We start from the raw sequence: 25829 nt of genomic DNA on the forward strand, positions 1-25829 counted from the left end.
ATTCCATTTGGCGAGGCAAACGATATGACACAGTCGCGACAATTTGCGGAAATCAGGGATTTCACACCAAATACCGGAACATTTCTCAAGATCCGTCATCATCTGCACGCAAATCCGGAACTGTCGTTCGAGGAAGAAAAGACGGCCGCTTTTGTCGCAGAAAAACTGGAAAGCTGGGGGTTTGACGTCACCCGCAATGTGGGTGGCCACGGCGTTGTTGGCAGACTAAGCGCCGGTGAAGGTAACCGCAGTATCGCAATTCGGGCAGACATGGACGCGCTTCCGATCACCGAGGCGACCGGGTTGACATATGCCAGTCGCGCACCTGGCAAGATGCATGCGTGCGGTCACGATGGTCACACCACAATGCTGCTGGGAGCTGCTGAGTACCTGGCTCGCACGCGCAACTTTAGTGGAACCATCAATCTGATTTTCCAGCCCGCCGAAGAAGCCGGCGAAGTGAGTGGCGCACAGGCCATGATCGCCGACGGACTGTTTGAACGCTTTCCATGCGACGCAATTTTCGGGCTCCACAATCATCCAGGAGCACCCGAGGGCACATTTCTGACCCGCTCGGGCCCGCTGATGGCTGCAGCCGATACGGCCTTCATCAAGGTTTTGGGTAAAGGGGGGCATGCATCACGTCCACACCTTACCGTCGACCCCGTTATGGTCGCGTCGAGCCTGGTTATGGCTTTGCAGACAGTAGTATCACGTAATATCGACCCGACAGAAACGGCAGTAGTTACGGTTGGCACCATACATGGCGGTGAGGCAACGAATGTAATTTCCGAAAGCGTAACGCTTGGTTTGAGCATCCGCTCGTTTGCACCACGGATTCGCGATCTGCTTGAGACCCGTATTCGATCTCTGGTTGAGAGCCACGTCGCGGCTTATGGCGCAACGGCGGAAATCGAATATCAACGAGGCTATCCGGTCGTCGTGAACTCCGAACCCGAAACAGAATTCGCAACCGAAGTTGTGAGGGAACTGGTAGGTGAAAACAACGTGACCGTCTGCCCGCTCATTCCCGGCAGCGAGGACTTTGCCTACTTTCTGGAGAAAAAGCCGGGTTGTTTTCTGCGCCTCGGCAACGGTGTCAATTCCGCGTTTCTACACAATCCAAAATTCGACTTCAACGATGACAATCTTCCGGTAGGTGCAGCACTTTGGGCACGGCTTGCCGAGCGTTTTCTTAGTTCTGGTTCGTGCACAGCTGCTTAGCATGTCAAACCCGAAACCACAAAAATCCGGATCAATGTACTAATAAGGAAATTGCGAACAAAGTCGCGAGAGAACCTGACGGGATACGGACACTACCGCTCCAAAAAGAGGCACATATGTTGCGCCCCGAACTGGATCAGGAACCCATGCGCAACTTTCATCCATGCATTTCGCGTTGGGGTCCATTGTTTGCATCTGCCGAGTGTCGAAGTCGCGTAGAGGTTGCTCTCAGAGTACGGCTTGCCCGCACCGGACGTATCGGGCGTGATCGATCACCTGTTCGAACAGTTTCCGGATCCTTGCCTGCCTGTTCCACGAGTGCGTCGATGGTTCTGGCTTCGAACCCTTCTGCACGAGCAAGCGCATAGGTCGACGGGCCAATGACACACCCCTGGGTGGCAAAAAATCAACCAGTGCGTCCCCCCGCTGCCTTGCACAGTCAGCAGCGCTGCGGCAGCAAGTCCTCGCAACAACGTGCGGTTTAGGGTTCGACTGACGCCAAAGATCAGCATGAACGCTTCTCCAGCGCCGCGCGCCATGCGATAAAATGTTCTGGTGCAAGGATTTGAACCGAACCGGAGACAGATGTGCTGGAAATTATGCCCGGATACTTGCCGGCATCTTTAGCATCGATCAAGATCGTCTCCAGTCGGCCTGGTATCAGCGCGGTCTCGATACCGAGCGCCTCTACGGACCAGTCGTATAATTTGTCATCAGACGTGGAAACGATTTGAAGTTGCCCGCCTTGAGGCATGGTGATGTCGCCTGTATCCGGGCAAGTCTCCTGCGTGATGTCCTCGAATCTGTAGCGCCAGCCCTGCGCACCGAGCGATACCCGTACCGTTGTTACAGACATGCCGCCTGATGGCTCCTCAAGCAAAAGCTTTCTTGCCTCTTCGCACGCCGTTCCCATAATACCCTGCGCGTCGTTGCAAGGATTTTCCGGTTGCTCCGGTGCCGCGAGCGCCGAACTGTTGGCGGATAGAAGACAGAGCACAGTGAGCACCGACAAGTATCTGATGATATGCTGGTTCATTAGTTGGTATCCTCCTGTGTCGGGATGCCCGAATGGCGGGGAAATATTGATTATGGAGTCGTGCTCACATTACCGAGGCCCGCGAGGCGCTGCGCAATCCCTGCCATCATCATTGGAGAAATCTCATCATGCAGTTGAGCGAGAAAACGCATGGCCTGGCGATAGTCGCCTTTAACCGCCAGTTTGTCGGCGGCCATGATGAGAGCCATGTCGCGACGGCCCTCATCAACCTTAATCGCCAGATCGTAAGCGATGTCCGGCTTTCCAAGCAGTGCGAACTGGGCTGGCACAGCGCTCACATAATGTTTGAGCATCGCGCCCTGCATGCCCGGCTCGTCACCCAGCCCAAGGATATCGTTCAGGAGCTTTTCTGACTTCGCGCTTTCTCCCGCACCGGTAAGGGCCTCGGCAAGGACCAAGAAGGTTTGCGCCTTTTCTAGTGGTGTTGTAAGTGCGGATGCCTCTGCAGCGGCATCGTCCAGCATGGCGACCGCCTCCCCCACCTTTCCATTTTTCTTAAGGACCAAGGCAAGCTTGGGTACGAGCTGAAGCACAAAGGCGCGCTCGGGAGCTTCTTTCATGGACCGGCGAGCGTTTATATCGGCGGTCGCGCGTTCGTCGGACGAAGAAAGACCCACCGACAGGCCCGTCCAGATCGCAAATTCAAATGCCGAGGGTCCTTGCACTGCGAGCGCATCCACGAGATCCTTCGCAGCTGTGGCCGCTGCTTTCGGGTCGATCTGCGACCACGCCTCGAATACCTGGAAGACCTGTTCCGGCGTCAGGCTCACCTCTTGATCGAGAGCCTTGTCGAAGGCTTGCCTGAGATAAAGGGCTGCATCGTCACTGAATCCGATCGCGGCCTGCGATTTTGCGACTTGCACCATCAGTGTGAGCAGCATGGGATTCATGGGAATGCGATTGCGATATTCGGCAATCCCGGCCAGGATGGCGCGTCCTTCGTCGGGGGAACCGGCATCGGCAAAGGCTTTGGCGATCGACATACTGTGCGACGTCATATCGAGACGACCGACAGGGTTTTGTTTGTCGGTGAGCAATGCGTCAGCCTCACGCAGCGACTTCAGAGCGTCGTCCTTGTCCCCCTTAAGTATCAGCGTCCTGGCATAGGAGATCAGGAATTCCGCCTTTCCCGATACCGCCGACAGTTGCCGGTATGAGGCCATCGCCTGGTCCACATCGCCATCGAAAAGCTGTGTGCTGGCCAGCGCCTGCATGACGCGTTCCCGACGGAACTGATCCTGACCTGACACGAGATAGGTCTGGATTGATTCGACCAGACAGTCCGTATTGACCGCCTCGGCACACCGCCCCATCACAGTAGCGCGGTCCGCAGAAAGCTTGGGCGGTATAGTATCCGCTGAGGCAGGCGAAGGTTGAAAAAGTATTGCGAAAAGGAGAGGCAAGAATCTGTTCATAGTTCCGGCATGCACTTCCAATTGTCTGCGGCTCTTCCCTTGGGACGCGCCGTGCGTTGATCAGGCAGGAAAGAACCCGGATCAGTTGGTTACTGACTGTCCGGGTCCTTCATCTGCGAGAAAGGAACGTGCTCTAAGCCCGCTTCCACTCGAAAAACCAATGTACCGCAGTCCATCATGGTGTTCAAATGTTCCCCCGCTTGCCTGCCCAAATGACGGTGATCTGATCGGGCCGGCCTCATGATCACCCCAGAATGTCGTGGTCTGGTTATTAAGCGATCTGACCTAAACTTTATACTGGTGTGCCGCATTGCAGCAGACTGCATTGCTCAATATCGACCTGTTTCGTTTTCCCTGTGACGCGATACGTTCCGGTGCCAGAGACCATTTCAAGGTCCCATGCGGAAAATAACCCTGATTGTGACGCTTCCATATACAAGCTATGTGCAAATGGGCCCATGTAGCCTTCAAGACGCCGAAAAAAGCCCATACGACGACGAGAGGTTTCGAGGTCATGCGCCTTTTGCGCAAACAGGTCGTCTGCGACAGCAGCAGATACTGGATAGCAGGAGCCTTCCCCTTGTCGATTTAACTTCTGGAACTAATTCCATTCCATCGCCGTTTCGTTATCGCAATGCAAAAGGAAACCGAAATGGTTCAGTCAGGCGAAAATGTTTTCGGAACAGATCGGCGCGCTTGGCACGGAGGGCGATAGTTTATCATCCCGCCTATCATGTGCTTTTATTCACATCGCATCAGTAGATGCTTTTACCTGACGCACTATATGCTACTACCACGCCAAGCTTGGAATTTCAGTTAAGTGCCGGTACCGCTACATCTCAGTTTCAGCGAGTTTATTTATCCCAGGTAATGATCTCCATGAGGCAGAACGAATGACGCAAAGCGATCTTTCAGGCAATTCCTCTCAAACGGTTCCCTTGCAAATCCATGACATCAAGGTCATTGACAATGCAAAACTGAAAAAGGCTATCACTGCCGCCGCCTTGGGCAACGCGATGGAGTGGTTTGATTTTGGTGTGTATGGCTTTGTTGCCTACGCGCTGGGCCAGGTATTTTTCCCCAACGCGTCACCAGGAACCCAGACCATTGCCGCTCTGGCCACATTCTCTGTACCGTTTCTCGTACGGCCACTTGGCGGGCTGTTCTTCGGAGTGATGGGCGACCGGTTCGGTCGGCAGAAAGTTCTTTCGCTCACCATCATAATCATGGCCGCGAGTACTTTTTGTATCGGTCTTATTCCGTCCTACACAACCATTGGAATTTGGGCTCCGATACTTCTTCTGATTTGCAAGCTCGCGCAGGGATTTTCTGTCGGCGGCGAATATACGGGAGCAGCGATCTTCGTTGCAGAATATGCGCCTGACAAACGCCGTGGCTTCCTGGGCAGCTGGCTGGATTTCGGGTCTATTGCGGGCTTTGTGCTCGGGGCTGGTTTCGTTGTCTTTCTCAGTATCATGGTTGGTGAGCAGGCTTTTCTGGACTGGGGTTGGCGTGTTCCATTCTACCTGGCAGCTCCGTTGGGACTGATCGGACTTTATCTGCGTCACGCCGCCGAAGAAACACCGGCATTCACCCAGCAACTTGAAGCACTCGAGAAAGAGGATCGTGACGCCATCGAGGATCGACCGATGGTGTCGTTCAGAGAGATCGTCAGGAAGTATTGGCGCGCATTGAGTGTTTGTATCGGAATGGTGCTTGTAACAAACATCACCTATTACATGCTTCTAACCTATATGCCGACCTATCTATCGCAGAGCCTTGGTTATTCAGAGGACCGCGGCGTACTTATCATAATCGTGGTGATGATCGGCATGCTGTTTGTCCAGCCCGTCGTAGGTTTTCTCAGCGACCGGTTCGGACGTCGGCCATTTCTGGTTATTGGGAGCGTTGGGCTTTTGTTGTTTTCCGTTGTTGCTTTTCATCTCATTGCAAGTGGAAAAATCGCGACGATTTTTGCAGGTCTGCTGATCCTTGCAATTCTGCTCAACTGCCTCACGGGGATTATGGCATCGACATTGCCCGCGCTTTTTCCAGCCCGTATTCGCTATAGTGCTCTCGCGGCTGCATTTAATATTTCCATCATAATTGCTGGTTTAACACCTACAGTTGCCGCATGGCTCGTCGAGACGACAGATAATATTTATTTGCCTGCTTACTATTTGATGTGCGCAGCAATCGTCGGACTCGTTACAGCCTTCTTCCTGCCCGAGACGGCAAACCGGCCATTGCGTGGAGACACCCCGAGCGCATCGAATAAAAAAGAGGCCAGATTGCTGCTGCAAGAAGCCTATTCCAATATCGAGCAGCGTGTTGAAGCAATCGACGCGGAAATTCTTGTGCTCGAACAGCAAATCGAGGAACTGCAGTTGCGCAGACAGTCACTGGTCGACCGCCACCCCAAGCTGTCATGATCGATACGGAATTTGTGTTATTGCGCTTGGCACGACTGTCTTTCAGGGCATGTTTTTCATCATTTCATGGGTAACGGGCATCATATTCTCATTGAGGTGGTGCATAACCCAAAGTGAGCCTGCCAATGCGATACCTACAATAATGAGCGTAAATATCAGCGCCATCAGCGTCCAGCCGCCCTCCGAGCTCGGGCTCATATGCAGGAAATAGATCATGTGAACTACGATCTGAACAGCGCCGATGCCCATGACGAGCATGGCGGTCAATTGTTTACTTGCAAAAACGTCACCCATGACCAGCCAAAAGGGGATCGCGGTCAGAATGACGGACAGAATAAAGCCTGTCATGTAACCGCTGAAGGTCGCGTGGACTTCATCTGGTCCGGATGCGTGCGGATCGTGATGGTCTGAGGGTGCCCCGTAATGCTGGTCTTTCACGCTCATCCCAGGACTCCCAATAGATAAACGAAAGAGAAAACGCCGATCCATATCACGTCGAGAAAATGCCAGAACATCGAAAGGCACATAAGACGTCTGCGGTTTTCGACGATCAGCCCGTGACGCATGACCTGCAACATCAGTGTGATCAACCAGATGATACCGAAAGTAACGTGCAGTCCATGCGTGCCGACAAGGGTGAAGAATGAGGACAGAAATGCCGAGCGACCTGGCCCTGCGCCTTCTCGAATGAGATGGCTGAATTCATAAATCTCGATTGCCAGAAATGCCGCACCGAAAATGCCGGTAATGGCCAACCAGAACAATGTTGCAGTTTTTTCATCTCTCTGCATCTGCAACATGGCGAAGCCATATGTAATAGATGAAAGAAGAAGCATTGCCGTATTGATTGCGACCAGATTGAGATCAAACAAATCTGCTGGTGAAGGTCCCGCAGCATAGTTGCGACCGAGCACGCCATAGGTGGCAAAAAGGACAGCAAATATCAGGCAGTCGCTCATCAGATAGAGCCAGAAGCCCAGCGTTGTGCTGTTTTCCGGGTGATGATCTTCCGCCAGATAAAACTGCGGCTTCTCGGCTTGATCTGGATGTATCTCTGTCATCGGCCTATCCCGCGAGAAGTTTTGAACGGGCGTCTTCTGTCGCCGCAACTGTTTCAGCGGGGATATAGAAGTCACGTTGATAGTTGAATGTGTGTCCTATCGCTGCGATCAGCAAAGCGGCAAACGACAATATTGCCAGCCACCAGATGTACCAGATGAGGGCAAAGGCAAGGACTACGCTCAGTGCTGCCAATACGACACCAGCGCCTGTATTGCGCGGCATATGAATGGGGCGGAAGCCAGTCAGCGGTCGTTCATGACCGCGGTTTTTCATGTCATACCAGCTGTCGAGATCATGAACCACAGGCGTAAATGCGAAGTTATATTCAGGCGGCGGTGAAGAGGTCGACCACTCGAGAGTCCGACCACCCCAGGGATCGCCTGTCAGGTCACGCATTTGCTCCCGTTTCATATAGCTCACCACGAGCTGGATGAGAAAGGAAGCTATTCCAAACGCGATCAAGACGGCGCCGAAAGCCGCAATGACGAACCAGATTTGCAATGAAGAATCTTCAAACTGGCTTACCCGCCTGGTAACTCCTTTGAGCCCCAGAACATACAGCGGCATGAAGGCGAAGACGAACCCGATCTGCCAGAACCAGAAGCTCATCTTGCCCCAGAATGGATCAAGCTTATAGCCAAATGCTTTTGGCCACCAGTAAACGAGCCCTGCCATCAGACCGAAGACAACACCGCCGATAATCACATTATGGAAATGCGCGATGAGAAAGAGCGAATTGTGCAGTACGAAATCGGCCGGAGGAATGGCAAGCATCACACCCGTCATGCCGCCGATCACGAATGTCACCATGAAGCCGATCGTCCATAACATGGGTACTTCGTAGCGGATACGTCCGCGATACATTGTGAAAAGCCAGTTGAACATCTTCGCCCCTGTAGGGATGGAGATGATCATTGTCGTGATACCGAAGAACGCATTGACCGAGGCGCCGGACCCCATTGTGAAAAAGTGATGGAGCCACACAATATAGGACAGGATCATGATGACGCAGGTTGCGTAGACCATCGATGCATAGCCGAAAAGACGCTTGCCACAGAAGGTCGCGACCACTTCGGAAAAAATACCGAAAGCTGGCAAAACAAGAATATAGACTTCCGGGTGACCCCATATCCAGATGAGGTTGATATACATCATCGGATTACCACCAAGATCGTTGGTGAAGAAATTCGTTCCCACATAGCGGTCCAGCGAAAGAAGGGCGAGCGTGGCGGTAAGGATCGGGAACGTCGCCACAATGAGCACGTTGGTGCACAGTGAGGTCCAGGTGAAGACCGGCATTTTCATGAAGGACATGCCTGGAGCACGCATCTTGACGATGGTCGCAATCAAGTTGATACCAGACAACGTCGTGCCGACGCCCGCGACCTGCAAGCCCCAGATATAGTAATCGACACCGACGTCGGGACTGTAGTCAATGCCTGACAAGGGTGGATATGCCAGCCAGCCGGTTCGGGCGAACTCTCCCACGAAAAGCGACATCATGATGATGACGGCGCCGCCGGTTGTCATCCAGAACGAGAAATTATTGAGAAACGGGAATGAAACATCACGCGCACCTATCTGCAGCGGGACAACATAGTTCATCAAGCCTGTCACAAATGGCATTGCCATGAAGAAAATCATGATCACGCCATGCGCCGTAAATATCTGGTCGTAATGGTGCGGAGGCAGATAGCCTTCATACCCGTTAAACGCTATTGCCTGTTGGATGCGCATCATGATCGCGTCGGCAAATCCACGCAAAAGCATGATCAATGCGAGAATGACATACATGATGCCGATCTTCTTGTGGTCCACGCTGGTGAACCATTCGTTCCACAGATACCCCCACAACCTGAACCAGGTAATCAACCCTACGACAGCGACCCCCCCAATTGCGACCACTATGAAGGTCACCAGGAGGATTGGTTCGTGATAGGGTATCGCTTCCAGGGAGAGGCGCCCGAAGATCATACTCGTGGAACTGTCACCGCCAATCATGATAGAACATTCCCGAAGTTACTGTTATCCGATTGCAGATTCTTCAATCTTTTGGTCTTGCTCGTACGGTTCGACCCGGCCGCAGAACCAGCATTAACCTCCGCCACGCCATCGGCACAAACCGGCTTCAGGGCATATTGTGCATGTCATGACCTTGCTCCTTGTGAGCGTCGGGTACTGTTTGAATATCAGTTGCGCTGGACTGCGCGGCATCAACATTATGACGATTGTCGTGTTGTAACCGGGCCTTGTTTTCCTGACTATCGAGGCCTGCCCCACCCGTCCGGTCGATATGCATCATTTCACTCATGCACATCTGGCCGGGGCGAACACACATGTTGAGAACGGCTTCGAAAAGTCCGCTTTCAACGGCACCGAAATAACGAACTGGCTCCCGGATGCTCGGCTTTTCGAGCTTCAGATATGTATCCCTGTTCAGGGCGGTTCCATTCTGCTTCACGCGGCTTATCCAATCGTCGAAACCGGATGCGTCCAACCCGTGAAACTGGAAGCGCATATGCGAAAAGCCTTCGCCGCTATAGTTGGATGAAAACCCTTCATACTCACCGGCCTTGTTGATGACTGCATGAAGCCGTGTCTGCATTCCCGGCATCGCATAGATCATGCCGGCGAGTGCTGGAATATAGAAAGAATTCATAACCGACGAAGCCGTGATCTTGAACTCGATAGGTGTGTCAACTGGTGCCGCCATCTCGTTGACAGTGGCGATGCCGTACTCAGGATAAAAGAACAGCCATTTCCAGTCGAGCGCTACAACTTCGACAGTCAGGGGTTTGGTTCCTGCCTCGACGGGTCGTGTGCCATCGATGCGATCCAATGCCCGATAAGGGTCGAGTTTATGTGTATTCACCCAGGTGATCGCGCCCAATGCAATGATAATCAGCAGAGGAGCAGTCCATATGACCACTTCAAGCGCTGTCGAATGATGCCATTCCGGATCGTATCTGGCCGCGCTGTTCGACTGCCTGTACCGCCACGCGAAGAAAAGCGTGAGGAAGATAACCGGGACGATAATGATCAGCATCAGGATCGTCGAAACGACGATGAGATCCCTCTGCTGGGCTGCGATGTCTCCGGAAGGTGACATTACGACCATATTACATCCCCCCAGCCAAAGCAGAAGAACCATGGCTGGTATCGTTTTTCGCGTGAAACTGACGAATGTGTCCATGTAACCCGACCTACATTCTGTTCCTCCATCATGATAAGGCACAATCGCAATTCGGAAAGACCCAATTTTCAGTTTATGTAAATCACGCGCTGAACCCGGCCTTTGAGCAAATATATTCGCTTTTTTTTTGAACCGTTCCTTGATAACCTGTAATTGTGCGACATCATAAAGCACATGATACGTTTCCATTGGAGAGTTTCATGAGTTCGTCCGCCACGCCGACATCATCTGGTCTTGAACAGGACGCACGACGCATCCACAGCGACGGAAAACCTCTGTCGCCGGGAAATGTCGCCATCGGTGTTGTTATTGGCCGAACATCCGAATTTTTTGATTTCTTTGTATATGGGCTCGGTTCCGTTCTGGTTTTCCCCAAGCTGATTTTTCCATTTGCCCCTGACCCGGTAACGGCAACCCTGATGTCATTCGCGATTTTCTCGCTGGCATTCATTGCGCGACCAGTGGGTTCTTTCGTCTTCATGTGGATTGATCGCCATTACGGGCGAGGAACTAAACTCACGCTGGCTCTGCTTATTCTGGGCGGATCAACGGCTTCTATCGCCTTCCTGCCCGGGTTCGAGACGATCGGATACTGGGCCGTGTTTTTGCTCGCCCTGTTCAGACTGGGTCAGGGCTTTGCCCTCGGAGGTGCATGGGACGGACTGGCTTCTCTGCTGAGCCTGAGTGCGCCGACAGGCAAGCGCGGCTGGTATGCGATGATCCCGCAATTGGGCGCACCCATCGGCTTCGCACTGGCAAGTGTTCTCTTCGCCTATTTCGTGCATAATCTCAGCGAAGCAGATTTTCTCACATGGGGTTGGCGCTATCCATTCTTTGTGGCCTTCGCAATTAACGTTGTCGCGCTGTTTGCGCGCCTTCGCATCGTTGCGAGCAGCGAGTTCGGCGCAGCGATGGATGCACAGGAACTGCAGCCACGACCCTTATTTGAAATGCTGAGCAAACACAGCATCGATGTCGTTCTGGGTGCTTTCGTGCCACTGGCAAGCTTTGCGATGTTTCACCTCGTCACGATCTTTCCACTTAGCTGGGTCGTCCTATCTGGCGCACAGCCGGCTGAACGCTTCCTCTGGGTTCAGGTGGCAGGCGCTGCGGTGGGTCTGATCGGCATCATCTTGTCCGGATTTGTTGCTGATCGCATCGGGCGACGTAACGAATTGATGATTGGCGCGATAATTATTGCCCTCTTCAGCTTTTCTGCACCTTTCCTTCTTGATGCGGGCAGCGCGGGTCAGGATGCCTATATTCTGATAGGTTTTGGTGTTCTTGGACTAACATTCGGTCAATCGTCCGGCGCGGTTTCTTCTCGATTCACACAATATTATCGCTATACAGGCGCCGCTTTGACGTCAGATCTTGCCTGGCTTGTGGGCGCGGCTTTCGCGCCGCTCGTGGCACTCGGCCTCGCCAGCAGCCTCGGAATAATTTTCATCGGTGGTTATCTGATATCCGGTGCAATTTGCACACTGGCAGCTCTCAGCTTGTCGCGCGTACTGGACCAGAACTGACGAGAAATCCGGAACGCTCACGCGAAACGAATTCTTGCTGTGATGGCATTATTGTCCCGTGCCGACATTTCAGCCAAATCAGGGATATATTTCAGATCCTCAGGGGAGAAGCTGGAGCAACAAGCCGATTTCGTATCGTTATGCGCTTATGCATGACGTGAGATCACGAAGTTGTTGGCGTGAACTACGCATCCCGCCTGAACCGTCCGGACTTGTATATTTTTGCCTGGTACCAGCGATCGCGACCAGGCAGGAAAGCGATTGGCGGCTTCAATACTGGCTGGCGATTTCCCTGGTCCGTCTCGCATATCAGCCATGCGTTTTTCGAACTTGCAACATTCACGGTCCGAACCTATCTAAGCATTGTTCAGTTTCATTCCTCCTCCCGGAAACTGGACCTTGAGCGCGGCACTCCTCCTCCCAGTCGCGCTTTTCAGATCGGCCCGCTTCGCACTCCTCCTCCTAAACGCGAAGCGGGCTTTTTCGCTTTCAGATTGCATTGCAGATTATTAGCAAGCGTTACATTCTGTTATTTCTAGATATTCGAACGTCGGCTTAGTCTTCAAGGGCACTTCCTGACAAGGAATTGCACCCGCCTCGCGTAAAGCAAAGCCCCCCGCCCAACGTGGGGCGGGTCCTCCAGCCTGCAAGCAAGGGAGGCATTTAACCGGTTTTCCGAAGACCATCCGGTCAGGCGATAACGTCGACGATTCGAACAGATAGCGTGCGCCTCGCCCCGCCATTCAGACAGGCAATAAGGTGTCCGGCTTGACATCTGCGATACTTGTATAGGTGTGTGTTTCCCGCACGCCGGGCAATGGCAAAATAACTCTTTGCAAAAATTCCTGAAAGAGCGACATGTCAGGAATTCTCGCTTTCACCAGATAGTCAAATCCTCCCACGACCATATGGCATTCAAGAACCTCGGGAGCCCTGGCGACCGCTTCCGCAAATCTGTCGAATACATGAGGAGCGGTGTGATCCAGCCTCACCTGAATAAAGACAAGGGTGCCGCGACCGATCTTCTGGGGATCGATAATTGCCCTGACAGCCTTGATAAAACCTTCTTTAAACAGACGTTTGACCCTCTGACTGGCACCCGTTGGCGACAAGCCCACCTGCTCTGCCAGATCCAGGGTCGTTCGACGTCCGTCCTCCTGAAGCAACCGCAGAAGTCTTCGATCTATTTTGTCCAACTCGTCCATTTCTCAATCCACGCAAGCATATGCTATTTTAAGCGAAAAACACTTGTTCTTCGCAATATCAGTGTATTTAGTCACGCCGATTCCCGCAATACCCTCCGCTAATCAAAGTGCGGATGGAGACTGGAACTGATCCACTCCGGGTCACTCAGATACGGAGGGGGAGATGGGTTCTGCCGTCAAAGCAGGAAACAAAAACCGGAAACTCGCGTTCATTGCGGGGTTTTCGATGGTAATCATCACTGCAATACAATTTGTCGCTGCACGGTTCAGCCTGAGGGATCATCTGACAGCCCCCGATATAGTCACACTGCGTTTTGCCGGCGCTGCACTCATCTTCGTTCCGCTGATCCTCAAAACTGGTTTGAGGCAGTTGAAGGAGCTTGGCTGGCAGCGTTCCCTCGTGTTAGCGGCGCTTGTAGGCTTGCCCTATCCGCTTCTCATAAACTGGGGATTGAGCTATGCGCCCGCCGCGCACGCCGCCGCGCTTTGTCCAGCCTCGATCGTCTTCTGTTCGTTTTTGTTATCGATGATAATTCTCAAAGACGCTGTCACGAAAACACAATCGGCAGGTATCACCGCCATTATGATAGGCCTTCTGCTCTTCTTTACAGATTCCGGAGCGGCCAAAAGTTTAACCGGAGATATTCTGTTTGTTTTGTCGGGTGTGATGTTCGCTGTATATGGCATTTGTGTTCGATATTGGGGTGTCGATGCGGTCACATCTACTACCGCCGTTGTACTTTTATCCTGCCTGTCGCTACCCGTGTTTCATTTAGTTGTACCAGGCAAGTTAGCAATGGCACCAATGGCGGAAATTGGCGTACAGATAATTATACAAGGCTTTTTGGCCGGCGCGGCTGCGCTGTTTCTCTACACATACGCAGTGACCCAACTGGGACCACAGGTTTCATCGCTTTTCATGCCTTGCGTTCCCGTTATTACTGCTTTTTTCGGCATGATCTTCCTGGGTGAAGCTCTCGGCTATAATCAAATTCTGGCGATTTTTATTATGATTACCGGCATGGTTCTCCCAGTTGTTTACAAAGGCATATGTCTTCTGCCGCATAAAAATTTCCGGATTTATGACGAGGCGCTCCTCAAGGCGAACCTTGGACCCGTTTATGGGCATTTTTTTCTAAACAGCCGGAAGGACGTTGATGACCAGGTGAACCAGACTACCCCCGGTCGTAGCCGCGCTGCCTTTGTTTCCTCTTTGGACCGAAGAGAGGCGCGACATCGATGCCCATCCCTAACGCGAAAGTAGTGGCAACCTTGAAACAGACAAGACCGCGAACGTTGACGCGACCGTCCTCATACACACTGCAACATTTTTCCGGCGGAGACAGGCAGTAAGCTTGCGATCCACTGACAGGCCACGATGAAGATCTATCAGCAATGAGGTTTCAGTAATGTTTCACCAGGCGGCAAACGCTCGACGGGGAGCCGTCCAGCGCCGGAAGTCCCGGACCAGACAGACTGTCGACCCTGCGTTCAGTCGGGCCACAGTATGACATGACGACTTTCTTTGATCGGCTTCATTAGTGCGTATTCCGGTCGCGGATCGTTCAGTACCTTAAGCAGTACTTCAGCCACGACCTCCGCTTCGCCTTCATGCAGATTGCAGGGGTCCAGAAAAAAGCGACCGAGCTCGACCTCATGATTGCGTACAATGATCGGTGGCTCGGCAAGTGCCAGCGCTTTTGCCAGGCCCGATGCAGTGAAACCAGAGGCAGGCTTCACACGTATCTCAAGCCTCTCAAGCGGATTGCCGGTCGGGTCCGGAACGATTTCGGTAATGATCCCGTTCCTGCGGGCAAGCGAGTCCTGCCAGAGTTTCAAGGCCTCTTTTTCACCCTTACGAATGCCAACGTGGTCCCGGTTTTCCCAAGCCTCCAAAGCAGCAATCACGCCAGCAATGCTTTCCTTGCCGACCTTCATGCCACGGCCGATGCCACGGTTCTGAAGAAATGCTGCACGAACCAGATCCTTCCGCCCGGCAACAATACCGCTGGTCGGTCCACCCAGAAACTTGTGACCACTATAAATCACAACATCGGCGCCTGCCTTGAGAAAGCCTTGCAGATCATACTCAGAGGCAGCATCGACAATGACCGGCACATCCCTGGAATGACATATTTCAACAAACTGCTCCAGGGGTAACGCTCCATACTGCACGGTATGGTGCGAAACGACATAAAGAGCAGCAGCCGTTCTTTCAGTAATAGCATTGGCCAAATGGTAATCATGCGTGATGCTGACAGTGCCCGCCTGAACCACTGTCGCGCCCGTGAGCCGGATCGCCTGATCGATGTTTCCGCCGAAACTCACCAAATGGCCGATTTGCACAATAACTTCATTTTTTGCGTCCGGACTGATGTCCGGCAGTCGTTCTATGGCCAGTAGATCGGTTCCGGTAATGGTGCCAGCCAGTGCCAAGGATATACCGCTGGCACAGGAAGCCGTAATGAAACCAGCTTCTCCGCCAGTCAGACGTGAGACGGTCTTGCTCCCAACACGATGCAGGTCGTCCATTTCGACAAACTGGGGTGCGATCTCTGCCATAGCCCGGATAGCTTCCGGCACCATTATTGAGGCTCCGAGCGCGGTCATCGTGCCGGACACATTTATGACAGGGCGCAATCCCATGCGGTCCCGGACCGTTTGATTGTGACGAAGATACTCCAGGCCGGGCCTGGCGATCGACTTATCCATCAATGTGTCCTTTCGGAAAGATCTCAAAAATCGCTTCCACTTCAACTGTGATGTTGTTTGGCAGGGATGCAACTCCGATCGAGGAGCGCGCATGCACTCCATTTTCACCGAAGACTTCGATAAGAAAATCGGAGCAGCCATTGATAACCTTGGCGTGATCCTCGAAATCATCAACTGCGTTGACAAACCCAAGGAGCTTGACAGCACGCTTCACACGCCCAAGGTCTCCGAGATGGGCCCTCAGCACAGCAACGAGGTTCATACCCACCAGTCGGGCGTGGCCGTTTGCAATTTCAACTGTGACATCGCGACCAACCTTGCCCCTGTGCATGACACCATTGGCCTCCACTGGCCCCTGTCCTGAAATGTAGAGCATGGTGTCCACTTCCAGAACGTTACGGAACGTACCGATGGGTTCAGGTGCAGGAGGAAGCTGTCGTTGCGAGGTGGTGTTCTCTCGGTAGCAAGACATGCAGCACGGATTCCTAGTTGAGTTGAGCTGTTCTGAAACGAGACAGGAATGACTGAAGACGATTATTCTCGTTGGCCTGTTCCAGAAGCTGCAAAGGTGGCCCTTCGGCAGCGATCCGACCGTCGTCCATAAAGACAATGCGATCACTGGCATCGCGAGCGAAGGCAATCTCATGCGTGACCATGAGCATCGTCATTCCTTCCTGTGCCAGCTGGCGCACCACATCAAGGACTTCTCCGACAAGTTCAGGATCCAGGGCCGAAGTGATTTCATCGAGCAACAATATCTTTGGCTCCATTGCGACAGCGCGTGCGATACCCACGCGTTGTTGCTGGCCACCGGAGAGCTCGGATGGCAGTTTATCGATCCTGTGGCCAAGACCGACCCGCTTCAACCAGTGCTCCGCCAGTTCCCGGGCTTCGTCCTTCGGTTTCTTTCGTACCTTTGTCAGACCTAACATGACATTCTGAGCGGCTGTCAGATGCGGAAACAGGTTGAAGCCCTGAAACACCATGCCTGTTTCAGCTCGCATTCTGGCTAGGTCTGTCTCACCACGAAGTCGCTGGTTTTGGGTGTCGGAGTATCCGACCTCCCTTCCATCAATCTGGATCGAACCCTTATTATAAGTCTCCAGGAAATTCACACATCGCAGGAGCGTTGTCTTACCGCTGCCGGATGGACCTATCACTGCTACGACTTCTCCCCTTGTTATCTGCATGTCGATGCCTTTCAGCACGGGGATGTCGCCGAACGATTTCTGCACGTTCTCGATCTTTAGAAGCGGATTTCCGGTTGCATTCATGACTAGTCCCGAATGTAAGCGTAACGCCGCTCAACGGAACGGCTGACCAATGAGAGTGAATAGTTGATGACAAAGTAGAAAAAGGCGCCAAGCAGATAAAGCGGCATCGCTTCATAGGTGCGCCCTATGACTTCGTTGATCGACTGCATCAGATCGACCACTCCTAACAGCGAAATCAGTGCACTACCCTTGACCGCATCGGTAACTCCATTGATCCAAGGCGGCAAAAAACGTCGCACAGCCTGCGGAAAAATCACGTACTGGAGGCGTGGAACGAAAGTAAGCCCAATGGCTTTTGCAGCTTCCATCTGTCCTTTCGGGATAGATGCAATTGCGCCACGGACGTATTCGATGACCTGTGCCGCCTTGAATAGCGTCAATGCGACAACACCTGCCCAGAATGCATTGATTGATATACCCAGTGGTGGAAAGCCGTAATAAACGACGAAGATCAGGACCAAAATCGGGATGCCGCGGATACAGTCACTGAACAGGCGAATAAGCCACTTGAGCGGATCCGGACCGTAGACCAGTCCTACGCCAAGGACCACGCCTGAAACAAGCGAGAATAAAACGACCAGCGCCGACACCCAGAGCGTTATCATAAGGCCGTGGCCGAGAAATGGTAGTGCGTAAATGACCGCAGACATGGCTCACCGCTCCACTTTGAAACGACGTTCCAGCTGGCGAAGACCGAGCAGGATCCCATATCCGGTCACCAGATACATCACGGTGGTCACGATATAAACCTCAACAATCCGGAACGTGTTAAAGTTGATCCACTGCGCACCATAGGTAAGTTCAGGGACCGCGATCACAGAAGCAACGGACGTATCTTTGAACAGGGATATAAACGTATTGGAAAGTGCTGGAAGAGTGATGCGCGTCATTGTCGGCAGGCGAACATGGATCAGTCGCTGCCAGTGTGTCAGACCAATCGCCTTTCCGGCGTCGATCTGACCACGGGGAACTGCCTCTAGTCCGGAACGAAAGACCTCAACCAGATATGCCCCTGCGTAAAGAGACAAGGTGGCGACAAAAGAGACCGTCGGGCTATAGGCGATATCGACGACGGTTGGGATGCCATAAAATACGATGTAGACGAGCAAGATGAGCGGCACATTGCGGACAATCTCGACATATGCGGAAATCAGACTGCGCGCGGCTTTGCCAGCCGACACGTACCAAATGGCCAGAAGAAGGCCGATCACTGCACCTATCAGGATCGAAAGCACCGCGAGTTCGAGACTAAGAACAAGTCCCTGCCAGAGCTTGTCGAAATGCCGCCAGATCAGGTTAAAGTTCATATGATAATTCATGTGCGGGCACGAACCTCCATACACGAAAAGGGCCCGGACACAGATGTGTCCAGGCGTTTCGGTTTCATATGGAAGGAAAGCCCGGCTTACGCTCAGGGGGCTGCAGACCGAAGAAGTCCTTGAAAGCAGCATCGTATAGAGCGTTTTGATGGCCGAACATGGCAATCGAGAAGGCGGTATTAACAAAAGTGAGCCAATCCAGGTCCCCCTGACGTACACCTCCGCCGTAAAGCATGGAGTTCCATTGCTTTCCCGCATCGAAATATCGATCCGGATTTCTGGAAACCAGCCAGCGCACGTTTGACAGATCGACCGCCGACGCATCCGCACGGTTTGAATCCAGCGCCTGGAATACGTTGGCCTGTGTGTCGATCTGCATAACCTGTGCGTCGGGGAGAACGGCATGCACAGTCGTTTCGGCATCAACGTTCTGCAGGATGGCGATGCGCGCATCGCTTCCTTTGGCCTTTAAATCGTCGAAGGTTTTCGCTGCCGATCCCGGTTTCGTCAACAAGGCAACCCCCTCCACATAGTAGGGGCGCGTAAAATTGATCAACTGGGCACGTGCGCCGGAGATAGTCATGAACTGGAGTGTGATATCGACTTTGCCGGTTACGATGTTTGGAATTCGCTGCTGTGCATCCTGTTTTACAAACTCAACCTTGGTCGGGTCATCAAACAATGCCTGAGCGATGATCCGTCCCATGGTGATATCCATACCCACCAGTTCGCCAGCGTCATTTTCGAAATGCCACGGCGCGTTGGTACTGCCTGTGCCCACGACCAAATGCCCGCGATCCAGAACAGTCCGCAACAGACTGTCGCTTGCGGCCTGAGCTGCCGCTTCTCTCACGTTCAGTGTGGTCGCTGCCGCCGCTCCCAGCGCCACTCCCCCTAGTCCGAGTTTCAGGAATTCCCGGCGTTCGTTGCCCGCGGTCATTTTTTCCTCCGCTTTTTTCAGTCGTTCCCTTGTATTCTTTTGTCAGTCTTATATATTGGACTGTATTCTTATATTTAAGACGATATCGCATGACATGAGTTTTGGCAACCTGCGTCAGAACGGAAAGGTTTATATGGCTTCGACACAATCTGGCGCTGCTACACGGGTCATGCGGAAGCCGCGCGAACGGGGAGTGGATCGCATCCTCAAGCTTTTCTCCTATCTGCAAAGCAATGGTGGTCCGGCACGGTTGGCCGCGTTGCCCGAAGCACTCGACGCGCCAAAATCCACGATCTACGATCTCGTCAACATTCTGGGCGAGTCCGGTTTACTGGAGGTTCGGGACGCGCAAGTCTATTTCGGCAAGGTCATGCAGATTTACGGCGCCAGCTATCTGCGAGCCAACGATGTTGTGGCGCGTGGACGAGAAATGGTGGACCATCTGGCCAGGGAGACTGGCGAAACTTGCGAACTATGTATCAGGTTGCGAGGCAAACAGGTCATCGTTCATGCTCGCCCGGGTTCCCGCCCGCTGCGTATCAGCTCTGAAGTCGGGTCGCAGATTCCTATCCCTTGGACAGCGTCGGGCCGGCTCATGTTATCACAGCTGTCGGAGGGGGAAATCGAGACCGTTCTGGAGCCGGAAGACCGGTTACTATCTGACGGCAGCGCTCTGGACGTTGCCGCTTTCATCACTGAGTGCCACGCTCACCATGGCAAGCGGATCGCACGAACCGTCGGTGCGATCAATAATTTTACTCAGTGTCTGGCCGCTCCTCTTATAGATTCAAGGGGATACGTTGAAGCTACCATCTGCTTTGTACTCCCTATTGATATTCCCGAAGCGAGAAGACGGATACTCGAATCCAGGCTTGGCGAAGCAGCAAGCAGCATTTCCTTTGCGACCTCGGGTTAATGAAGCTGTCTCCCGCCTTGTTGATTTCGACGTTAAAACCAACCGACTAACCAGACGCCTTTGCGAGATGACAAATTGCGAGGAGGCGTTATGACATTGTAGGGCCAGAACCGAATTCCGGTCGCGATTCCTATCAATGTCGGGGCCTGTCTCACCCGGAAGGCCAAAGCAACGGATCAAAAGCTACGTGAAGCGGCACGTCCCCTGGAAGCCAGTCGAGGCAAACCCCGCATCGACGCAAAAGGATTGCGGGTCCCAACGGTCAGAACCACGGAAACGGGAGCCGCAATCACATTCGCACGGCGGGTAGCAATAGCGATACGCCCATCCGGTTGACGGACCTTGTGGCCGATATTGACCGGATGACTGGCTTCAGTTTCTTATACGAGCACCTCCAGACCGGTCGGTCACTTTCCGGTCTGCGGGTATTCCATCCGGTCGTATCCGCGACCGCAAAACCTTTCAATCCGGGCTTCCGCACTATACCTGGTTGTCGCCGCCATCATTGATGTGAACACAATCTGCACCGGCCGCGTCAAAGATGCCATGCCCAACACGAGACGGTCATTCCGGATTATCTGCTCTCAAGCCTGTCGCCAAAGGGAGGGAGGACACCTGGTGTAGAAGCGACAGAAATTTGCGACAGATCATGATGGTGTTTGACCACCTTTAGAAACACGATATGTGTTCACTTTTTGTTCAGTTGAATGTATCACTCTGAGTCGAACATTACCCAGTTTGAAAGTGACCGCCCTGATGAATATAGCGGCTCCTGACTACCTGTCCCGTCTGAATTCGCAACAACGCCTTGCTGTAGAGCACGGCGTGAAACAGACCGCGGCTCCGCTCCTTATTATTGCCGGGGCCGGTTCGGGTAAGACGAATACTCTCGCTCACCGCGTTGCTCATCTTATCGTCAATGGCGCGGATCCGCGTCGTATTCTTTTGCTGACGTTTTCGCGACGTGCTGCAAACGAAATGATTAGTCGCGTCGAGAAAATAGCGACAGCAGTAATGGGCAACGAGGGCAGCGTGATGATCGGTGCCCTCCACTGGTCTGGTACCTTTCATGCGATAGGCGCACGGGTATTACGTGAGTACGCACACCAGATCGGTCTTGATCCGTCGTTCACGATACATGATCGTGAAGATTCTGCGGATCTGATGAACCTCATTCGGCATGAGTTGGGTTTTTCCCGCCAGGAAAATCGCTTTCCAACAAAATCCACCTGTCTTTCAATTTACTCGCGGACGGTCAATTCCCAGAAATCGCTAACGAGCGTTCTCAAGGAGGCTTTTCCTTGGTGCAGCAGCTGGGAGGAACAGCTCAAAGAGCTTTTTGCTTCCTATGTTGAAGCCAAGCAGGTTCAGAACGTCCTCGACTATGACGATCTTCTGCTGTACTGGGCCCAAATGACGAGAGAGCCAGAAATTGCGGTCGAGCTTGGTAGTCGTTTCGATCATATTCTGGTGGATGAATATCAGGATACCAACAGTCTTCAGTCTTCTGTTCTTCTCGCACTCAAACCCAACGGCTGCGGATTGACGGTGGTAGGCGATGACGCCCAGGCTATATATTCGTTCCGCGCAGCTACGGTTCGCAACATTCTCGAATTTCCCGGATACTTTCAGCCGTCTGCATCAGTTGTCACTCTTGACCAGAATTACCGCTCGACGCAGCCAATCCTTGAGGCTGCGAATGCGGTGATCGATCTTGCCTCCGAGCGTTTCACGAAAAACCTTTGGTCGGAAAGGCAATCCATCGAAAAGCCAAGACTTGTAACCGTCACAGGTGAAAACGAACAGGCGGCCTATGTAGCGGAACATGTTCTGGCCAATCGCGAATGTGGTATGAAACTGAAATCACAAGCGGTTCTCTTTCGCACGTCTCACCACAGCGGGCCGCTTGAGGTAGAACTTACCCGCCGCAATATTCCGTTCGTGAAATTCGGAGGGCTCAAGTTTCTCGACTCAGCCCACGTAAAGGATGTGTTGGCGGTGCTGCGTTGGGTTGAGAATCCTCGCGACAGGGTTGCCGGTTTCCGCGTTCTTCAGCAATTGCCGGGGATTGGTCCCTCTTCCGCTGCCACCGTTCTCGATCTTGTCGACGGGAGAAGCCTTGATGAGGTCCTCTCAGGCTTTACGCCACCATCGCGTGCAGCAGCTGGCTGGCCAGAGTTATATCAACTGGTGGCCGATCTGACGATTGTGCACGGCGACTGGCCTCTGGACTTCGAACGCGTGCGACTATGGTATGAACCTCACCTCGAACGAAATTACGATGATGCCCCTGCACGCCTTGCAGATCTGGTACAGCTGGAACAGATCGCTGCATCTTACCCCTCTCGAGAGCGGTTTTTGACCGAACTGACGCTCGACCCGCCGAGCGTGACGAGCGATCAGGCGGAAGGAACACACAAGGATGAGGACTATCTTATCCTTTCGACAATACACTCAGCCAAGGGGCAGGAATGGAAAGCAGTTTTTTTGCTCAATGGCGTCGATGGCTGTATCCCGTCGGACCTGGGTATCGGCGTCAAGGACGATATCGAAGAAGAGCGACGCTTGCTCTATGTCGCTATGACCCGCGCTAAAGATCACCTGGATATTATAACACCGCAACGATTTTACACATATGGCCAATCAGCCAAAGGGGATCGACATGTTTATGCGGCGCGTACGCGGTTCATCCCTCATAACATTTTACCTCTTTTCGAACGGACAGTCTGGCCGAAGGCGGCGTCAACAGAGACCCCCAGCAGCGGGCGACCTGGCCAGGGCCTGATCGATCTCCGCAAGTGCATACGCGGTATGTGGAAATAAAAGATCAGCTTTTAAATTCCACCGTAACAACCATACCCAAAGTCTTCCCGATATCCGCCTCTTCTCCTGAATGGCGAAAAAGCTGGAAACGGGGTTAAACGATCTGATGGCGCTGTCATGTCTGGATGGCGCCTGTTTGGCAATGTGATTTTGGTGATGTTTTAGCTTTGCGGGTCGGGTGCAGTCATGTCTCCGGCCTGTTTTTACGGCACGATATGACCGCTGGCCCTGATGTTGTCCGCGAGAACCGATCCCTATCATATTGTCGTGCTGTTGATGCGCAAGACAGCACCGCGGGTTCTTCGACTCGTGCGGTCCGTTCCGCTTTTCTGTCACATCATACCATCATCACTCCGCCAACTGTGGTGCCCCGAAAGGCAAAGCTTCTTCGCTTCTGTATACCTAGACTGAAGCCGGTGCCCGGTGATCAGGCAGAAAGTCCGGCTGGAATTGTATATTCCGCGCCATGATCGCCCAGGCAATGCGGGCAATCTTGTTTGCGAGGGCGACCGCAACGAGTTTGAAGGATTTCTTCGCCAACAGGGTTCGCGCCCAGCCCGCCAATGGAGATTGGGTCTTACCATTCTTCATCCTGTAAAGCGCGGCATGTGCCCCGACCACCTGAAGCTTGCGCATGCGTCTGTTGCCCATTTTGGAAATGGAGCCCAGCCTTGGCTTTCCACCTGTTGAATGCTGTCTGGGAACAAGGCCCAGCCAGGCTGCAAACTCTCGCCGGTCCTCAAACAGCTTTGCGTCCGGCACGCTGGCGGAAAGACAAGCGGCGATGAGGGGCCAATTCCAGGAATTGTCGAAAGCCGGAGACTGACATCGTCGTTGCGATGCGCAGCGAGGATCGCCTTGTCAAGCTTTGCGATCTGCCCTTCGATCTCTATCAAGGTTGTCACTAGCGGTCCGAGAGCAATACGAACGGCTTGCGTGATGTATCGTTCATCATCTTCCAGAATGGCGATTAGCTGTCGTGCGTTGTGAGCCCCCTGTGGTACGACAATGCCAAGTTCGGCAAAATGACCACGCAGGGCATTGACGTGCATAGCGGCAATCTAGGTGAGATTCGTATTGCCTCATCGAAAAATGCTCCCGAACGGATAGCATATTGCCTCACCAGAATGCTCCCTAAGCCCTGCTGAGCGCTGGTAGTTGTTCATCTTCGCCAGACTCGTTTCCGAATATCATTCTATGCGCGCGATCGCGACGCCAGGCTTTCACCCGTCGTTGCACCGTACGGATTAGTGCATCAGGATACTCGCCGGGATAAATGCTTTGAAGTCGCTCCAGTAGCTCCCGGCCGGTTCTCCATGGCTCAGCTTCAAACCAACTGTAAAGATCATTCGTGACGTTAACCAGCGGGTCAGGCCGCCGTCGCTCGCGTTTCAGTTTTGGCTTTGCTTTCGCGGTCGGACGAACTTCGCCCTCCGTCCACGCGATACGCAGGCTTCGCAAAAAGCTCTCGATATCGGGAGCCTCGCTTGAGGGTGCTCCCTGATGCGCAATGTCGGCAAGCCGCTGTTGTCCTGCACGAATGTTTCGGAGGAGCATCACAGGGTCGAGTTGCTCACTCATGCGCACCAAGGGGTCGCGTACCTCGACCGCCGTCCTTGCATCCGACAATAGCCGTTGATGTGGCGTCGCGGGAGAAGAGTAGAGCTTCTTGACCATCGCTCCATTTCGCTGCTTCTCGAGCAATTTAAACGACGGTTGAAAGAAGTTCACGAACAAGCGTACCGAACGATAAAGCTCCGCAAGTGTTGCTGCAGCTTCAACACCCTCATACCGATGATAGCCAACAATTCGGCGGACGACCGATCCGTTTTTCTGCTCCACATAAGCCTGATCATTTTTGCGATATGGCCGACAGCGAGTGAATTCGATATCTGAATGAACGCAATAGTCCCTGAGGGTCTCGTTGATGAATACGCTATCGTTATCCGTATCAAAGCCAAGCAGCGGGAACGGCATCATGCGGCGAAGCTCGGTCAAAACTTCCGTCAAGAGCTTCTGTTCGCGAACAATCAGAGGCGCGCACTCGGTCCAACCGGTCGCAATATCCGTAAGGACAAGAGTATGAATAAAGCTGCCGCGTGCGTTGGGACCGGAGTGCGACACAAGATCGGCCTCGATGAAGCCAGGTGCGGGATCACCCCAGTCGGAGAATTTTCGAATTGGGATACTCCGCTTCAATGCCGATGAAGCAACGGAACGTCGGCGTCGACGGCCGCCTGCTGTTTCTCGCACGCTTTTCAATGCACGGTCGATGGTAGCCGCACTCATCTGTAGCAGAAGTGTGCGGACCTGATCGTCTAACTTCAAATGGCCATGTTGTTCCATCGCCGAGATCAGAATTGGCAGCAAGGGCTTCAATCGTTTGCCGCAGATGCGGTCAGAGGCTTCCCACAGAACAATAAGAGACTGTCGGGTCGCCTCGTTATAAATCTGCGCCCGCGTTCGCGATTGCGGTTGCTTATCTGCCCCCCGCAATAAACGCATCGCGTGTTTTCGATGCATCCCACTGATCGATACGAACTGATCGAGGATCTGCGATTTTTCCTCCCGCTTTCCGGCCGCATAGCGCTTTGCCAGAGCAGCAACCAATTCCTTCTTCGTCGTCACGCTGATCAGCCTCATCTGATTTGCTCCGCACCCACAAATGCTGGGAGCAAATCAGATGAGGCAACGGCCAACAATCAGGGAACATTTCTAGTGAGGCAATGCG

20 protein-coding genes and 1 pseudogene are annotated in these 25829 nt (G+C 53.1%); 6 read left to right on the forward strand and 15 right to left on the reverse strand.

The genetic code is table 11. From position 1 onward, the window contains the following. Positions 1 to 24 precede the first annotated feature (24 nt). Positions 25 to 1224, forward strand: coding sequence for a M20 aminoacylase family protein (locus tag AAE521_RS24270; RefSeq protein ID WP_342062780.1), 1200 nt, complete (start codon positions 25 to 27; stop codon positions 1222 to 1224). A 505-nt stretch (positions 1225 to 1729) separates the two neighbouring features. Here AAE521_RS24270 and AAE521_RS24275 read toward each other — a convergent pair. Both AAE521_RS24275 and AAE521_RS24280 read right to left on the reverse strand, forming a co-directional pair. Then, complete coding sequence (locus AAE521_RS24275; RefSeq protein WP_342062781.1) at positions 1730 to 2260, reverse strand: cytochrome c oxidase subunit II; 531 nt, start codon at positions 2258 to 2260, stop codon at positions 1730 to 1732. Between the two features lie 50 nt (positions 2261 to 2310). After that, positions 2311 to 3594, reverse strand: a complete 1284-nt coding sequence (locus AAE521_RS24280; RefSeq protein WP_342062782.1) for a tetratricopeptide repeat protein — start codon at positions 3592 to 3594, stop codon at positions 2311 to 2313. Between the two features lie 995 nt (positions 3595 to 4589). Here AAE521_RS24280 and proP point away from each other — a divergent pair. Beyond that, positions 4590 to 6128: a glycine betaine/L-proline transporter ProP gene (gene proP, locus AAE521_RS24285; RefSeq protein ID WP_342062783.1), complete on the forward strand. Its 1539-nt coding sequence runs from the start codon at positions 4590 to 4592 to the stop codon at positions 6126 to 6128. A 42-nt stretch (positions 6129 to 6170) separates the two neighbouring features. On the opposite strand, the gene cyoD is transcribed toward proP, so the two are convergent. The 4 genes from cyoD to cyoA all read right to left on the reverse strand — a co-directional run bounded on the left by cyoD (position 6171) and on the right by cyoA (position 10383). Then, positions 6171 to 6572 carry a cytochrome o ubiquinol oxidase subunit IV gene (cyoD, locus tag AAE521_RS24290; protein ID WP_071634207.1) on the reverse strand — a complete coding sequence of 134 codons (402 nt, stop codon included), beginning with the start codon at positions 6570 to 6572 and terminating at the stop codon, positions 6171 to 6173. Next, the gene (cyoC, locus tag AAE521_RS24295) at positions 6569 to 7189 is read right to left on the reverse strand and encodes a cytochrome o ubiquinol oxidase subunit III (RefSeq protein WP_342062784.1); all 621 of its coding nucleotides are present in this window, start codon (positions 7187 to 7189) and stop codon (positions 6569 to 6571) included. The genes cyoD and cyoC overlap by 4 nt, the downstream gene beginning before the upstream one ends. Before the next feature lie 4 nt (positions 7190 to 7193). Further along, a complete protein-coding gene (gene cyoB / locus AAE521_RS24300) occupies positions 7194 to 9191 on the reverse strand; it encodes a cytochrome o ubiquinol oxidase subunit I (protein WP_342062785.1) in 1998 nt (665 codons plus the stop codon). A gap of 127 nt (positions 9192 to 9318) precedes the next feature. Then, on the reverse strand, positions 9319 to 10383 hold the full coding sequence (cyoA, locus tag AAE521_RS24305) for a ubiquinol oxidase subunit II (RefSeq protein ID WP_374865165.1): 1065 nt from the start codon (positions 10381 to 10383) through the stop codon (positions 9319 to 9321). A gap of 200 nt (positions 10384 to 10583) precedes the next feature. Between cyoA and AAE521_RS24310 the strand changes: the two genes are divergently transcribed. After that, on the forward strand, positions 10584 to 11909 hold the full coding sequence (locus tag AAE521_RS24310; RefSeq protein ID WP_342062787.1) for an MFS transporter: 1326 nt from the start codon (positions 10584 to 10586) through the stop codon (positions 11907 to 11909). Positions 11910 to 12652: 743 nt separating this feature from the next. On the opposite strand, the gene AAE521_RS24315 is transcribed toward AAE521_RS24310, so the two are convergent. Continuing rightward, positions 12653 to 13114: an Lrp/AsnC family transcriptional regulator gene (locus AAE521_RS24315; RefSeq protein ID WP_342062788.1), complete on the reverse strand. Its 462-nt coding sequence runs from the start codon at positions 13112 to 13114 to the stop codon at positions 12653 to 12655. Between the two features lie 163 nt (positions 13115 to 13277). On the opposite strand from AAE521_RS24315, the gene AAE521_RS24320 reads away from it, so the two are divergent. Beyond that, the gene (locus AAE521_RS24320) at positions 13278 to 14378 is read left to right on the forward strand and encodes a DMT family transporter (protein WP_342062789.1); all 1101 of its coding nucleotides are present in this window, start codon (positions 13278 to 13280) and stop codon (positions 14376 to 14378) included. Positions 14379 to 14605: 227 nt separating this feature from the next. Here AAE521_RS24320 and AAE521_RS24325 read toward each other — a convergent pair whose 3' ends face one another. The 6 genes from AAE521_RS24325 to AAE521_RS24350 form a co-directional block, all read right to left on the reverse strand. Next, positions 14606 to 15826 carry an aminotransferase class V-fold PLP-dependent enzyme gene (locus tag AAE521_RS24325; protein ID WP_342062790.1) on the reverse strand — a complete coding sequence of 407 codons (1221 nt, stop codon included), beginning with the start codon at positions 15824 to 15826 and terminating at the stop codon, positions 14606 to 14608. Next, positions 15819 to 16298 (reverse strand): RidA family protein, encoded by a 480-nt coding sequence (locus tag AAE521_RS24330; protein ID WP_342062791.1) that lies wholly within the window; start codon positions 16296 to 16298, stop codon positions 15819 to 15821. Before AAE521_RS24330 ends, AAE521_RS24325 begins: the two co-directional genes overlap by 8 nt. Positions 16299 to 16311: 13 nt before the next feature. Next, entirely contained in the window at positions 16312 to 17100 is a 789-nt protein-coding gene (locus tag AAE521_RS24335; RefSeq protein WP_071634215.1) for an amino acid ABC transporter ATP-binding protein, read from the reverse strand. 2 nt (positions 17101 to 17102) lie between these two features. After that, the gene (locus tag AAE521_RS24340; protein ID WP_071634216.1) at positions 17103 to 17750 is read right to left on the reverse strand and encodes an amino acid ABC transporter permease; all 648 of its coding nucleotides are present in this window, start codon (positions 17748 to 17750) and stop codon (positions 17103 to 17105) included. Positions 17751 to 17753: 3 nt separating this feature from the next. Continuing rightward, the gene (locus tag AAE521_RS24345) at positions 17754 to 18407 is read right to left on the reverse strand and encodes an amino acid ABC transporter permease (protein ID WP_342062792.1); all 654 of its coding nucleotides are present in this window, start codon (positions 18405 to 18407) and stop codon (positions 17754 to 17756) included. A 76-nt stretch (positions 18408 to 18483) separates the two neighbouring features. Continuing rightward, positions 18484 to 19359 carry a transporter substrate-binding domain-containing protein gene (locus tag AAE521_RS24350; RefSeq protein WP_342062793.1) on the reverse strand — a complete coding sequence of 292 codons (876 nt, stop codon included), beginning with the start codon at positions 19357 to 19359 and terminating at the stop codon, positions 18484 to 18486. Between the two features lie 133 nt (positions 19360 to 19492). Here AAE521_RS24350 and AAE521_RS24355 point away from each other — a divergent pair, with 133 nt between their 5' ends. Together AAE521_RS24355 and AAE521_RS24365 are read left to right on the forward strand one after the other, a co-directional pair. Continuing rightward, positions 19493 to 20275: an IclR family transcriptional regulator gene (locus tag AAE521_RS24355; protein WP_342062794.1), complete on the forward strand. Its 783-nt coding sequence runs from the start codon at positions 19493 to 19495 to the stop codon at positions 20273 to 20275. Between the two features lie 756 nt (positions 20276 to 21031). After that, on the forward strand, positions 21032 to 23098 hold the full coding sequence (locus AAE521_RS24365; RefSeq protein WP_342062795.1) for an ATP-dependent helicase: 2067 nt from the start codon (positions 21032 to 21034) through the stop codon (positions 23096 to 23098). A gap of 402 nt (positions 23099 to 23500) precedes the next feature. On the opposite strand, the pseudogene AAE521_RS24370 reads toward AAE521_RS24365, so the two are convergent. Both AAE521_RS24370 and AAE521_RS24375 read right to left on the reverse strand, forming a co-directional pair. Continuing rightward, a pseudogene (locus tag AAE521_RS24370) lies at positions 23501 to 24144 on the reverse strand (IS110 family RNA-guided transposase); the annotation flags it as partial. Between the two features lie 88 nt (positions 24145 to 24232). Beyond that, positions 24233 to 25741: an integrase catalytic domain-containing protein gene (locus tag AAE521_RS24375; protein WP_342062163.1), complete on the reverse strand. Its 1509-nt coding sequence runs from the start codon at positions 25739 to 25741 to the stop codon at positions 24233 to 24235. Positions 25742 to 25829 lie beyond the last annotated feature (88 nt).

It is taken from the genome of Brucella cytisi, from assembly GCF_038433355.1.
Classification (GTDB): domain Bacteria; phylum Pseudomonadota; class Alphaproteobacteria; order Rhizobiales; family Rhizobiaceae; genus Brucella; species Brucella cytisi.

Coding starts and splice junctions, on each gene's coding strand:
- AAE521_RS24270 (WP_342062780.1), top strand. CDS start 25: ATGACACAGTCGCGACAATTTGCGGAAATCAGGGATTTCACACCAAAT.
- AAE521_RS24275 (WP_342062781.1), bottom strand. CDS start 2,260: ATGAACCAGCATATCATCAGATACTTGTCGGTGCTCACTGTGCTCTGT.
- AAE521_RS24280 (WP_342062782.1), bottom strand. CDS start 3,594: ATGGGGCGGTGTGCCGAGGCGGTCAATACGGACTGTCTGGTCGAATCA.
- proP (WP_342062783.1), top strand. CDS start 4,590: ATGACGCAAAGCGATCTTTCAGGCAATTCCTCTCAAACGGTTCCCTTG.
- cyoD (WP_071634207.1), bottom strand. CDS start 6,572: ATGAGCGTGAAAGACCAGCATTACGGGGCACCCTCAGACCATCACGAT.
- cyoC (WP_342062784.1), bottom strand. CDS start 7,189: ATGACAGAGATACATCCAGATCAAGCCGAGAAGCCGCAGTTTTATCTG.
- cyoB (WP_342062785.1), bottom strand. CDS start 9,191: ATGATTGGCGGTGACAGTTCCACGAGTATGATCTTCGGGCGCCTCTCC.
- cyoA (WP_374865165.1), bottom strand. CDS start 10,383: ATGGACACATTCGTCAGTTTCACGCGAAAAACGATACCAGCCATGGTT.
- AAE521_RS24310 (WP_342062787.1), top strand. CDS start 10,584: ATGAGTTCGTCCGCCACGCCGACATCATCTGGTCTTGAACAGGACGCA.
- AAE521_RS24315 (WP_342062788.1), bottom strand. CDS start 13,114: ATGGACGAGTTGGACAAAATAGATCGAAGACTTCTGCGGTTGCTTCAG.
- AAE521_RS24320 (WP_342062789.1), top strand. CDS start 13,278: ATGGGTTCTGCCGTCAAAGCAGGAAACAAAAACCGGAAACTCGCGTTC.
- AAE521_RS24325 (WP_342062790.1), bottom strand. CDS start 15,826: ATGGATAAGTCGATCGCCAGGCCCGGCCTGGAGTATCTTCGTCACAAT.
- AAE521_RS24330 (WP_342062791.1), bottom strand. CDS start 16,298: ATGTCTTGCTACCGAGAGAACACCACCTCGCAACGACAGCTTCCTCCT.
- AAE521_RS24335 (WP_071634215.1), bottom strand. CDS start 17,100: ATGAATGCAACCGGAAATCCGCTTCTAAAGATCGAGAACGTGCAGAAA.
- AAE521_RS24340 (WP_071634216.1), bottom strand. CDS start 17,750: ATGTCTGCGGTCATTTACGCACTACCATTTCTCGGCCACGGCCTTATG.
- AAE521_RS24345 (WP_342062792.1), bottom strand. CDS start 18,407: ATGAACTTTAACCTGATCTGGCGGCATTTCGACAAGCTCTGGCAGGGA.
- AAE521_RS24350 (WP_342062793.1), bottom strand. CDS start 19,359: ATGACCGCGGGCAACGAACGCCGGGAATTCCTGAAACTCGGACTAGGG.
- AAE521_RS24355 (WP_342062794.1), top strand. CDS start 19,493: ATGGCTTCGACACAATCTGGCGCTGCTACACGGGTCATGCGGAAGCCG.
- AAE521_RS24365 (WP_342062795.1), top strand. CDS start 21,032: ATGAATATAGCGGCTCCTGACTACCTGTCCCGTCTGAATTCGCAACAA.
- AAE521_RS24375 (WP_342062163.1), bottom strand. CDS start 25,741: ATGAGGCTGATCAGCGTGACGACGAAGAAGGAATTGGTTGCTGCTCTG.